Source organism: Cyanobacterium sp. (assembly GCF_054166785.1).
Map to the genome: position 1 here is coordinate 39,108 of NZ_JBSZCP010000037.1, position 12,302 is coordinate 51,409.

The 12,302-nt window shown below is 37.2% G+C and carries 9 protein-coding genes; 3 read left to right on the plus strand and 6 right to left on the minus strand.

Annotation, left to right across the window (positions count from 1 at the left end; genetic code table 11):
* The first annotated feature begins 311 nt into the window (after nt 1-311).
* Nucleotides 312-1,832 (plus strand): hypothetical protein, encoded by a 1,521-nt coding sequence (locus ACXITR_RS07340; RefSeq protein ID WP_457996587.1) that lies wholly within the window; start codon nt 312-314, stop codon nt 1,830-1,832.
* Nucleotides 1,833-1,850: 18 nt separating this feature from the next.
* On the plus strand, nt 1,851-2,774 hold the full coding sequence (locus ACXITR_RS07345; RefSeq protein WP_457996635.1) for an Hpt domain-containing protein: 924 nt from the start codon (nt 1,851-1,853) through the stop codon (nt 2,772-2,774).
* Nucleotides 2,775-2,803: 29 nt separating this feature from the next.
* Here the strand turns inward: ACXITR_RS07345 and ACXITR_RS07350 are convergent, their stop codons facing one another.
* The 4 genes from ACXITR_RS07350 to purH form a co-directional block, all read right to left on the minus strand.
* Nucleotides 2,804-3,235, minus strand: coding sequence for a YggT family protein (locus tag ACXITR_RS07350; RefSeq protein WP_457996588.1), 432 nt, complete (start codon nt 3,233-3,235; stop codon nt 2,804-2,806).
* A gap of 322 nt (nt 3,236-3,557) precedes the next feature.
* Nucleotides 3,558-5,033, minus strand: a complete 1,476-nt coding sequence (locus ACXITR_RS07355) for a CPBP family intramembrane glutamic endopeptidase (RefSeq protein WP_457996589.1) — start codon at nt 5,031-5,033, stop codon at nt 3,558-3,560.
* Between the two features lie 11 nt (nt 5,034-5,044).
* A complete protein-coding gene (locus ACXITR_RS07360) occupies nt 5,045-6,817 on the minus strand; it encodes a serine/threonine-protein kinase (RefSeq protein ID WP_457996590.1) in 1,773 nt (590 codons plus the stop codon).
* Between the two features lie 111 nt (nt 6,818-6,928).
* Complete coding sequence (gene purH, locus ACXITR_RS07365; protein ID WP_457996591.1) at nt 6,929-8,464, minus strand: bifunctional phosphoribosylaminoimidazolecarboxamide formyltransferase/IMP cyclohydrolase; 1,536 nt, start codon at nt 8,462-8,464, stop codon at nt 6,929-6,931.
* A 241-nt stretch (nt 8,465-8,705) separates the two neighbouring features.
* Here purH and sppA point away from each other — a divergent pair, with 241 nt between their 5' ends.
* Nucleotides 8,706-10,499: a signal peptide peptidase SppA gene (sppA, locus tag ACXITR_RS07370; RefSeq protein ID WP_457996592.1), complete on the plus strand. Its 1,794-nt coding sequence runs from the start codon at nt 8,706-8,708 to the stop codon at nt 10,497-10,499.
* Nucleotides 10,500-10,577: 78 nt separating this feature from the next.
* Here the strand turns inward: sppA and ACXITR_RS07375 are convergent, their stop codons facing one another.
* Complete coding sequence (locus tag ACXITR_RS07375; protein WP_457996593.1) at nt 10,578-11,234, minus strand: class I SAM-dependent methyltransferase; 657 nt, start codon at nt 11,232-11,234, stop codon at nt 10,578-10,580.
* A gap of 2 nt (nt 11,235-11,236) precedes the next feature.
* Nucleotides 11,237-12,187 carry a 4-(cytidine 5'-diphospho)-2-C-methyl-D-erythritol kinase gene (ispE, locus tag ACXITR_RS07380; RefSeq protein WP_457996594.1) on the minus strand — a complete coding sequence of 317 codons (951 nt, stop codon included), beginning with the start codon at nt 12,185-12,187 and terminating at the stop codon, nt 11,237-11,239.
* Nucleotides 12,188-12,302 lie beyond the last annotated feature (115 nt).

The following is a 12,302-nucleotide window of genomic DNA, read 5'->3' on the forward strand; positions in this document are numbered from 1 at the left end:
TTGATTATTTTTACAATATCATCATTAATATGGCGAAGGTTGTTATTATATAGTCTCTCTCTTTCTAATTTTAAAACCTGTTCTATAATTTTTTGAACTTCTGGTTTTGCATTTTGAATGGGTTGATTTATTTCATCTAAGTTGATAAGGCTAGTATTAATCATATGGTTAGATTTATCATACTTTTTTATCAATTATATAGTAGTGTTTCATTATGGAGACCAACATTATTCCTTAGATAGTCCAGACAAAAAAGTTTTAACTCTTAAAAAATAAATATTTTCTATTTTCTTTTATCTTTCGTAGTTTTTATGAAAAAATATCTGCCTTTTTTTATTTTAGGACTAAGTGCGATCGCCCTTCCCCTGTTATTATATGTACTATCAGGAATAAAAGGATTTATTGTCGGAATACTATTAATCATAGCGGGGGCATATCTCTATAAATATCCCCAAACGAGTTTATATCTGTTTTTAATATATCTATGCTTCGGAGGTACCATAACCTATATAATTCCCGGTACATATATTGTAGATGGGGCATTTATTAGTTTTACTTCTCAATACATTATCCTGCAAATTATCATCGATGTATTTTATATTCCTGCCCTAATTGCCATTATTCTAGGCTACAAAAAAGAAGATTATCAAGAAAACTATCAAAAATATCGAGCCATCATCTGGGGTATGATAACCTTTACCCTCATAACCCTACTACACTTCTTTGTTATCAATATACCCAACCATTTTCAAGGAGGACAAGGAAATCAAATCCTAGGGGGTATCATCGGTTTAAAAATATGGTTAGGTTATATTCCCCTAATTTTATGCGGATACTACCTCACCAAAAGCAAAAACCACCTTAGTAGAATCATCAAACTACAAATAGTCTTAATTTCAATCTGTTGTCTTTTAACCCTATTTCAATATTATGCTTTGAATGCAGGACTTTGCATCGGTAGTGTTGACTTACCTGCCCCCGCATTTAACCGCACCACCTTACAAGCCAGATGTTTAATTGGAGGCTCTTTATTATACTACCCCGACTGGAACTTAATTCGTTTACCCGGAACATTCGTTGCCCCTTGGCAATGGGGATGGTTTCTAATTTCTAGCATCTTTTTTACCACCATTGGCACCATTCTTTTAAAGGAAAAAATATGGAATTATCTTAGTTGGCTAGCTTGTTTTTTAGTCATTATTTGTAGTATTATTTCTGGTCAAAGAGTAGCCCTATTACTGGCTCCATTATTTCTAATAATTTTACAATTAATTACAGAAAATAGAATCAAAAAATTAGGCATCAGGGTAGGAGTAACCCTTTCAATCATTATTGTAAGTTTAAATCTTGGCTTTGTCCAAAGTGCCATTAACAATTTTTTGGGGCGCTGGAGAGTCTCTCCCCCTACTAACTTTTTGATGAATACTTTTGCTACCGTATTAAATAATCAAAGAGGAATTTTAGGTAATGGAATAGGAGTAACTTTAAGTGCTGCTAGAAGATTTGGAAATGTTCAATTAATTGAAATTTTTCCCGCTCAATTGATTTACGAAATGGGATTTTTAGGACTAATATCATTTTATGTTTTTGCCACCATCTTAGTTATTTTCGGTTATCAAGCCTATCAAAAAACAGAAGATAAAATCATTAAAAAAGTAGCCCTATGTCTTTGGATTTTTGTAGTTTTTATTAGCTATAATCCATACTATTATCCCCTAGTGGTAGATCCCGTTAATATTTATTATTGGTTAAGCATCGGTATTTTACTTAAACTACCTAGTATGGAAAAAAATCCAGAATCAGCTATTATTATAGATGAAGATCCTAATTGATGTGTGAGGTGGAAAATCATGGATGGCGGTAACAACGACAAAATTGTGGGCTACTTCATTGAAGAAGCTAAAGAGCATTTAGAAACCATTGAAAAAGGGATTTTAGATTTATCCTCCGTCATTAACGATGAGGAGAGTGTCAACGAATTATTTAGGGCTGCCCACTCCATCAAAGGGGGTGCTGCCATGCTAGGATTTACCAGTATCCAAACCACAGCCCACCGTCTAGAAGATGCTTTCAAAGTAATTAAAGATCAAACCATCGAACCTGATCAAACTTTAGAGAGTCTTTTTCTTAAGGCTTACGACATCTTACAAGATTTACTAGAACGTTTACAAGGGCCTTTTGGCTTAAAAGAAGAAGAGGGGGAGGGAATCCTTCAAGCTGCGGAACCTCATTTTGTAGAATTACAGAATTATTTATTACAATTGGTGGATGGAGATATTCCTAAAGCACCAAAAGTTACTTCCGAGTCGGTTAGGGCTTCTTCTCCTTCACTCATAGCGGTGCCAAAGGACGACATTATCTCAGAAGTAAGACAGTTATTACAGAGAATGTTAGTTATTTTTAAGCAAGAGTCAACCCCCGATAATCGTCAACAGTTAGAGGGAGTTTGTGATAAATTAATTCAACTTGCCCCCGAGGAAAACGGTTGGAAAAACCTCTTAAAATCTGCCCAAAAAGCAATTAATAATCCAAAGCATTCTTATCGTTTACTAGCCCCTGTTATCATCAAAGAAATTAAATTGGCAGGGGATTGTTTGGAAGTGGGAAAAGGCTCAGAAATTGCCCCATCCCAAGGTTTAGAGCAGTTGGCACAATCAAAAATGCCTCAAATTCTGCTAACATTAGACCCTGAAACTGCCGCTGATACCCTCGCTCAAGTGTTTAATCGGGAGCAAATTTCTCGTTTGGTTAATTTGTTACAAACAACGGCATAATGGCAAATAGTATTGTGGTCTTTTGGTGGCTAAGGGCGTTTAAATAGATACCTGACGATGGTAATACCTAACCACCCTAAAAGGGCATAGACAATTATTGCTACCATAACGTTAAGGTCAAAAACGTTCATCCCACCGATAGGATTCATGGTTTCATCGGATACGGGGCTAATAAATAGGGTAGCAAAAGGTGTCATAAATGGATCAGAAACCCCATAGATAAATTGGGCAAACTGATTTTCGGGATTTGCACCCAAAAGACGCAATAGGAGTCTGATAAATAATAATACTTGTAAAAATCCTACTAATACATAAATGGTATTAATAATCCAAGTGAATGTAGAGGCTCTTTGTTGTGCTTTTAATTCCCTTTCTCTTTTATGGAGTTTGTAGGCTTCTTCTTCTTGACGAAGTTGTTGTTGTTTCTCGAAATTGTCATCATCTAAGGGTTGGTTATTCATGTTTTTAATGATAGTTTATTAAGGGTAATATTTATGTTTTTTTAGTAATATATTTATTGTTATGGTCTAAAATAACCCTATTCTAATCAATTAAAAACTTATTTTTACCAACTTAAAGAAAGTTAATATTACATTGCTCCGTACAGAAAAATATAGTTTATAAATTGGACTTAGTATTAGTTGTAAAAAATTTTGAGCATTTATGGCTTTAGTTAAATCTTTTATGTTTTGACAAATATTTAATTATTTGGGTAGGGGAATTAAGTTAAAAAAAGTGTTAAATTTCTTATTCCCCATCAGCCATAGAGTTTTAGTCAGGGGATTAATTGAGTTTACTACCCAATAAAAATAGACTAAATAAAGTGCCACTATTCCACAAACTATGCACCATAATCGAAGATAATAAACTGCGAGAGCGACTATAAACTACCCCTAATAAAATTCCTAGGGTTGCTAAGGGTAAAATTTCTGATAAGCTAAGATGGGCGATCGCAAAGATGAATCCACTAAGTACAATGGCACCCCATACTGGCATATAACGAGTAAGAGAGGGTAGTAAAAAGCCACGAAATATAATCTCTTCAAAAATAGGTGCTGCCACGGAAGCGGTAACAAAGAAAATAAACAGGGCAACCTTATCCTGAGATTCTAACGCCAACATCAACAAAGGATTACTCCCCCCTTGCCCATGCCAAATTTGTTGATTAAGGAAAGATACCAAAAACACGAGGGGAATGGCGGTGACATAACCTCCTAAACCCCACCAAAACCAATTTTTATTGGTCAATTTAAACCAACCTTCGGGCAGAGGAAAAAAAGGCTTGATGGATAGATATAAAACCAATAAACCACTTCCAGCCATCAAGAAATAGCTAACTAATACATATAAAGCCTTGCCCCTAATGCTTAAACCGACGGGATTAAAACCGCTGACACTAAATAGAATTGGTAAGAGTATTTGAGAAATGAATAAAAAACCAATAATTAATACTTGTAGAATGGTTTCCCAATCCCATTTTAATTCCCATGATAAAGTGCCATTTACCGCTAGGATGGATGATTCTTTTTTCAGTAACCATTGAATTAATAAAAAGAGTATTAAACCTGTGCCGATAACTCCTCCAAAAAAAGGAATAACGCTCAGGATAATTAATCTAACGGTTGCTTTTTCCGCTAGGGTTTGTTGTTGTGCTTTAACTTCTAAAAATCTATCTTGATTATCTTCTAGTTGATAATACTGTTTTAAGACAGTTAATTTAAACCAATCATCTAAGTTTTCGGTAATAATCGTCTCCGTATTATCCTCTATGGTTACTTCAGATTGCCAAAGATTATTGAGGGTTGATGCTACTAAATTATCAGGTATTTTTTGCCAATATTGAGCGGCTTCTTGGGGTTGATTTTGAACAGCTTTTATGATACCTAATTTGATAGTTAATTGTTCTATTAATTCTTGATTTTGATTTAAACTTTGTTTAATTTGTTGTCTAGGGGTTTCGGATATATTAATTAATTCTGCTTCTTTTTCTTGCTCTTGTTTAATAACACCATCTAAGACATTTTTATATTGGTTTTCTGCTACTTGATAGGGATTTGTACCGACTAAACTAGGGGCAATTTGGCTTAAGTTTTCATCGGATGATTCTTCTAATTCGGCAACATTGAGGATGAGGTTAGTTTGATATAATTCTAGTTGGGATTGAACTTGAGGTTCTGTTAAACTTTGGCTCAGGGCAAAAAATACACTTGATAGGGATACGATGGTTATGATGGCTAAGAGCGCTCGTTTTAGGTTCATATATGAATTTCTTAAATAGTTTTATTTATTACTTTATCATTGTTCAAAGAAACTATGTGACATTTATTTTCTATTACCATCGAGATAATTAACATTCGATTGTTTAAATTATGAAGATCAACAATTTTTTGCTGCAAGTTAAAACTATTAATTAGATTCCCTTTCAGATCTAGTATTACTATTTTTCCGAGGGAGTTGGCACCGATAAAATATTTATCAAAAGATATAATAAAATCAGCGTAAAAACTTAAGGGAATTCTTTGTACGTTAAAAGGTTTAAGGTTAATTAAGATTACGTAGTTAGTAAACTTTTCCCTAGCTAAAAAATAGTTTTTATTTTTTTGATTAACTTTGATATTCTCCAAAGGTAAGGGAATACAGTAATTATGATACCAATCGCCTTTTCTTGTAAAAAATTTCCAAAATGAATAGTTTTTATTAACTTCTTTTTGCTCAAATGTTACTACTCCATGGCCTTGATCAAGGATAATGATTTCCTTGGGAGAAAAATCATCTATTTGAGGCATCGAACAAGTTAAATTATCTAGTCTTATTAGTTGGAATTTTTTATGTAAATTATCATTTATCCCTAGGGTTAACCATTGACCATTAGGGGCGATCGCACTTAGAAAACTATCAGCAGAAAAAGAATATAAAAGAGAAACTTCTTCACATAAAGAAATTAAACTATAACAATAAATATTAGTACCCTTTTTAACTACTACAAAACAACCATTATTAAGGGTTTGCAAGTCAATAATAGTACCTTCAAAAGTATATTCTTTCTTAGAAATAATTGTTATTTTATCATCAGTAATTTGATACTTTTTAGCAACAAATTTATTATTATTTGCAAAATAAAAACAATCATTAGTAACTACAAAATAATTAAAACAATCATCTAAAATTTCAATGGTATCAGTATCACAATTACCATCAAAATCTTTTAGACAACCATCAAAAAAAGGATTTCTTTCCAGAAAAACCGTATCTAAACTTAGTAAACACTCTAAAATCCTTGCCTTCATCTCCTTTGCCGTGCGAAAACGATGACTCGGTAACTTCGCCAAAGCCATTTTTAATATATCCTGTAACAACGGAGATAAACTTTCAGGAATATCAGGTAAATGATTGAGATGCCCTATCATAATCTCCTTGGGGCTACCCGAAAAAGGGCGTTTTCCCGTCAATAGTTCATATAATATAACTCCCATGGCGTAAATATCTGAACTGTAGGAATATTTACCATAAAACTGCTCTGGCGCCATATAAGCAGGGGAACCCGTATCCCCCAAACTATTCATATCATTTCCCTTGTCCTCCGCCTCAATTTTTGCTACCCCAAAGTCTGATATTTTTGCCACCCAACCATTAGGAGAAACCGTTAATAAAATATTTTCTGGCTTCAAATCCCGATGAATAATCCCCTTTAAATGGATAGAAGCTAACCCCGATAAAACATCAACAATTATCTTTAATTTTTGTTCTATATTCAATGGAATAGAACTATCAATAAAATCTCTTAGGGTACCACTATCACAATATTCTGTGACTAAGAAACGATCTTTTGTACTATGTTCTAAACCTTGACAACGGATAACATTTTCATGGTCTAAACTTAATAAAATTCTAATTTCTCGTAAAAACTTCTTCGTAGAAAACTTTTGGGCATCCAACTGCTTGAGGGCAAACAATTCCCCTGTCTGTCGATGAATGGCACTATATACTTTACCAAACTGCCCTTCTCCTACTAGGCTTAACATTCGATAATTACTACTTTTCACCAGATGATACCCATAGTTTTATTTGAAATATATCTAGTATAACCATGGGCTACTTAATTCTTTTCTCAACAATGGGCTGTGCGCCCATTGCCTACCTCCATTTCAATCGTCTTAGTGTAAGAAATGCCTTACCCCAGTAAATACCATTACCAAACCCAACTCATCGGCGGCTTTGATGGAGTCTTTATCTTTGATAGAGCCTCCTGGTTGAATTATCGCTGTGATACCTGCGGCGGCGGCAGTGCGCACGGAGTCATCAAAGGGAAAAAAGGCATCACTGGCTAAATAAGCCCCTTGGGCTTGATCTCCTGCCTGTTCTAGGGCGATTTTGACTGAACCTACCCGATTCATCTGCCCTGCACCGATACCGAGGGTAGTACGATTTTTGCTAATGGCGATCGCATTGGATTTTACATGTTTAACAATCTTCCAAGCAAAGAATAACTCTTTTAACTGTTCTTCGGTGGGTTTTTTCTCGGTGACAATTTCCCATTGCTCAGGATATTCGATTTGTATATCATTATCTTGAACTAAAAAGCCCCCGGCGATCGCCTTTATGTTATCCTGACTACCAGCATATAAGTCCGAGAGAATCAACACCCTTAAATTAGGCTTCTTAGCTAAGATTTGTTTTGCCTCCTCAGTGCAATCGGGTGCCACGATACACTCTAAGAAAATCTTGCCCATGGCCGTAGCCGTAGGAGCATCAATGGGACGATTTAACGCCACAATGCCCCCAAAAGCCGAGATGGAATCCGCCTGATAAGCCTTATTATAAGCATCTATCAAACTAGAACCCACCGCCACCCCACACGGGTTAGTATGCTTTACAATTACCGCCGCTGGTTCATCATTAGGAAACTCAGCTATAATCCTTCTAGTGGCCTCTAAATCCACCAAATTGTTATAACTTAACTCCTTTCCTTGTAACTGCTGCGCCCCAGCCCAACCAGTTTTTTGACTACCGCTTTGATACCAACTAGCCTGTTGATGGGGGTTTTCTCCATAACGTAGGGTAGCAATTTTTTGTCCACCGATGCCATAGTAACCCTGAGTTTCTGGGGCAACTTCACCAAAATAACGACAAATAGCCTGATCATAACTTGCCGTCATGGCAAAGGCTTCTGCTGAACGAGCTTGACGAAATTCGAGGGTAGTTTTACCGCCATTAGCTCTCAATTCTTCGATATATTGATTATACATGGCAGGGTTAGTTAATACCGCCACATGGTGATAATTTTTCGCCGTCGCCCTCACCATGGCAGGGCCACCAATGTCAATTTTTTCGATGGCATCAGCTAGGGTACAATTAGGATCGGCGATGGTCTGCTCGAAGGGGTATAAATTTACTACCACCGCATCAAAAGCCCTAATATCATTAGCTTGTAAATCTGCTAAATCTTCTTGGGTATTACGGGCAAGGATACCCCCATGGATGCGAGGATGTAAGGTTTTGACTCTACCCCCCAAAATTTCGGGTGAGCCTGTATAGTCACTCACTTTTGTCACTGCAATGCCTGCGGATTGGAGGGTTTTGGCGGTACCACCACTACTGACAATTTCAAAGCCAAATTCACTGACTAATACTTGGGCTAATTCGACAATACCTGTTTTGTCGGAAACACTTAATAAGGCTAAACCTGTCATTAATTTACTATAAAAATACTAATACAATCAAACAATAGCTTATCATAGTTGCTATTCGTCCATTCTTTGTGTGTGGGGATAATCATTGCCCATGGTCTATTCTCCGCTCCAATGATTACACTTTTTCTGTACCCCTAATTATCCATTGTTCATTTTCAATTATCAATTATCAATTATTCTCCTATAGTAGAGATGTTGAGTAATTCGCCCTGAGAGAAAGGGATAAGATTGAAATAGTACCATGAAAAAATTTTTACAACAAACTTTTGCTAGTTTTATCGGTAGTTTAGCGGGGTTATTTTTCTTTTTTGCCCTTAGTGCGGGGGGTTTATTTTTCTTTTTCATGGCTTTGTTGATGAGTAGTAGTACCCCCCAAGTGGAAAATCAATCGGTGTTGGTTTTTAACCTCAGTAGTCAAATTAGTGATAGTACGGGCGATCGCCCTTTAACGGTGGTTTTAGGGGAAGAAAGCCCCAGTATTTTGAGCCTCAGACAAATTACCACGGCCATTAATCGTGCGGCGGAAGATGATCGTATTACGACTTTATTTTTAGATGGTAGTAAGGGTAATATTAATACGGGATATGGTAGTTTGGCAGAGATTAGAACGGCCTTAGAAAACTTTAAGGATAGTGGTAAAAAGATAATTTCTTATAACGTTTCTTTGGGAGAAAAAGACTATTTCTTAACTTCCCTTGCCGATGAAATTCATATCAATCCTTTGGGTTCTATGGAGATGAATGGTTTAAGTTCTGCTCAATTATTTTTTGCTGAAGCCCTCGAAAAATACGGTATCGGAGTACAAGTAATTAGGGTAGGTCAATATAAATCGGCGGTGGAACCTTTTACCAGAAATGATTTTAGTCCTGAAAGTCAGTTACAAACAGAAGAATTATTGACAAATTTATGGGATATATACACCGATGAAATTACCAGTGGTCGTGCTATAACTCCTCTTAATATTAATAATATTGCAGATAATATTGGTTTATTAAAAGCTCAGGAAGCTCAAGAATTAGAGTTAGTTGATAGTATTAGTTATCTTGATGAAGTAAATGATAATTTAAAGATTATTTCTAATAATGAAAATAGTGAATCCATGCCAACTATTGATATTAGAAAATATGTGGAAATTACTAATAAACAAAATACTCAAAATGTTAAAGATACCATTGCCCTGCTTCATATTGACGGTAACATCGTTGATGGTATGGGTAGAGTGGGAGAAGTAGGGGGCGATCGCATGGCGCGGGAAATCGAAAAAATTAGAGAAGATGAGAATATAAAAGGGGTAGTGGTGAGGATCAATAGCCCCGGGGGAAGTGCGATCGCATCGGAACGCATTGCCAGAGAATTGGAACTAACGGCCCAAGAAATGCCCGTGGTAATCTCCATGGGGGATGTGGCCGCCTCTGGGGGTTATTGGATAGCCACCGCAGGGGAAAAAATATTTGCCAACGAAGGCACCATCACAGGCTCTATCGGGGTTTTTGGCTTACTCTTTAACCTCGAAGACATCGCCAACAATGTAGGTATCAACACAGACATCATTAAAACCAACGAATTAGCAGATATTGGCAACACCTTTCAAGCTAAAACAGACCAAGAAATTGAGATTTATCAAAGTAACGTTGACCAAATTTATAACCTTTTCCTCGAAAAAGTAGCCCAATCCCGAAGCCTATCCGTCTCCGAAGTCGATGAAATCGCCCAAGGTAGAGTTTGGTTAGGTAGTGTTGCCCAAGAAGTAGGTTTAGTAGATGAAATTGGGGGCTTAGACAGTGCCATTGAATATCTTAATACCGTTTTAGAGTTGAATGACCAATTTAAAATCCAAGAGTTTCCCCAAAGAAGAAATTGGGAAAATGAACTACTAACCGCCCTAGGCAGTGCAAACTTGAGTGCCAATAATCTTGATAAAGTAGCCCTTGCCAACGTCATTTGGAATCTCAACTCAGAGTTAGAGTTGGCAGATATTATCAAAAAGCCTAACCGCATTTACACCATTCTTCCTTTTAAAATGGACATCAAATAATACCAGTTAATATACCTAATAGAGATAATTAGCTTATCAATGTACAACCATAAACCTTGAAAAACTGTTCCCCGTTGCCTATTGTCCGTTACCCATTTGATACTCAACCATGGCAATGGATATGGGGTTATCTTCTCGATGGATGATAGAGCGATTATTTTCTGAATATCCTAGGCTCGTGAATTGATTTAATTCCCCTTGTGATAAAGCCCAAGGAGGCCCACTGGGGGCTTCTTCTGTGTCTCTGATGTGGGTTAAAATCAGTATTTTGCCCGTGGGTTTTGCTAGGGAAGTGACGGCTTCAATAACTTGATTACGGACATCTAGGGGTAGGGCTTGAATGGTGCGACATTCCCAGATGAGGTCAAATTTTTCTTGCCAATCTGAAGGTAAATTAAAAATATCGGCGGTAACATAATCTACGGGGCTATTAGGAAATCTTTGCTTACACCAACTGATGGCGGTGGGGGAAACATCGAAGGCGGTAACGGCATAACCTGCTTGGGCAAGGGCTTGGGCATCGTCTCCTAAGCCACATCCTATGACCACGGCTTGAGGTTTTTGGTTGCCATGGAGAGGATTATTTTCTAGCCATTCTATCAATTGATGACTGGGTTTTTGGGCTGCCCAGGGGATTTGTGCGGGGTTATGGTTGGCTTGGGCGTATAATTCTTCAAACCATGCGGATGGTTGATTGTTTTCTAAGTGTTTTTCGACTAATTTTTTGATTTCCATGGTTATTTGTGTTGGGTGGTGATGATGCCATGGGGACACACTTTTGTTACCCACATTTCTAGGTTTGGATCGTTAATTTGTTGGGTGATGGTATTTTTGATCTGGTTTGCCTTATTTTCGTTTTCACAGAGGGCAAAGACAGTCGGGCCTGAGCCTGACATCATGGTACCAAGAATGTCTTGGGTTTTAAAGCTGTCGATGAGGTTTTTTACTTCGGGATATTCGGGTAAAACGGTTTTTTGGAGGTCGTTGTATAGTAGTTTGCCGATTTGTTTGGAGTCGTGATGGGCGATCGCCCTTACTAATGCCCCGGAGTGGACGGCATGGGTGCGCTGACTTATGCCATGGCTATCTTGAACATATTGATCATGAAATTTTTCCCGATAGGTTTTATAGGCCCAAGGAGTAGAAACACTGATATTACTATATTTAGCAAGGATTACCCAAATATTATCTAGGTGGGGTAACGGCTCAATTTCTTCCCCTCTTCCCGTGGCGATCGCACTTCCCCCCGCAATACAAAAAGGTACATCGGAGCCGAGATAGGTGGCTAAATCCCTTAATTCGGGCTGGGTTAACCCTAATCCCCACAATAAATTAATACCCACTAACACCGCCGCCGCATTGGTTGAGCCCCCCGCTAACCCTGCACATACGGGAATATTTTTCTCAATGTGAATATCAACCCCCCCAAAATTATGGGCTTGGGCAGGATAATTTTTTTGCATCAACTGCACAGCCTTATGGGCTAAATTGCTACTATCAAGGGGTACTTGGGGATTTTGACAAAAAACTCGAATTTCCTCTTTTCCATTGGCTCTGATGTCAATAACATCCCCTAGGGCAACACTTTGCATGATCATCACTAATTCATGGTAGCCATCAGGGCGATCGCCAATAATTTCTAAATGAAGATTTATTTTAGCAGGGGCAAATAGTGAATAAGATTGCATAAAACAACACTCAACAAAGTTAATAAACAAATCTTATCAAAATTTTGGTTTCAAAACCGCTTATCCAGAAGCTCTTACCATTTTCTATATCCTTCCATTCCCTACGTAGTAAATG

Bases quoted from the DNA above. Each gene is read 5' to 3' on its own strand.
- ACXITR_RS07340 (WP_457996587.1), top strand. From the start codon at position 312: ATGAAAAAATATCTGCCTTTTTTTATTTTAGGACTAAGTGCGATCGCC.
- ACXITR_RS07345 (WP_457996635.1), top strand. From the start codon at position 1,851: ATGGATGGCGGTAACAACGACAAAATTGTGGGCTACTTCATTGAAGAA.
- ACXITR_RS07350 (WP_457996588.1), bottom strand. From the start codon at position 3,235: ATGAATAACCAACCCTTAGATGATGACAATTTCGAGAAACAACAACAA.
- ACXITR_RS07355 (WP_457996589.1), bottom strand. From the start codon at position 5,033: ATGAACCTAAAACGAGCGCTCTTAGCCATCATAACCATCGTATCCCTA.
- purH (WP_457996591.1), bottom strand. From the start codon at position 8,464: ATGACAGGTTTAGCCTTATTAAGTGTTTCCGACAAAACAGGTATTGTC.
- sppA (WP_457996592.1), top strand. From the start codon at position 8,706: ATGAAAAAATTTTTACAACAAACTTTTGCTAGTTTTATCGGTAGTTTA.
- ACXITR_RS07375 (WP_457996593.1), bottom strand. From the start codon at position 11,234: ATGGAAATCAAAAAATTAGTCGAAAAACACTTAGAAAACAATCAACCA.
- ispE (WP_457996594.1), bottom strand. From the start codon at position 12,187: ATGCAATCTTATTCACTATTTGCCCCTGCTAAAATAAATCTTCATTTA.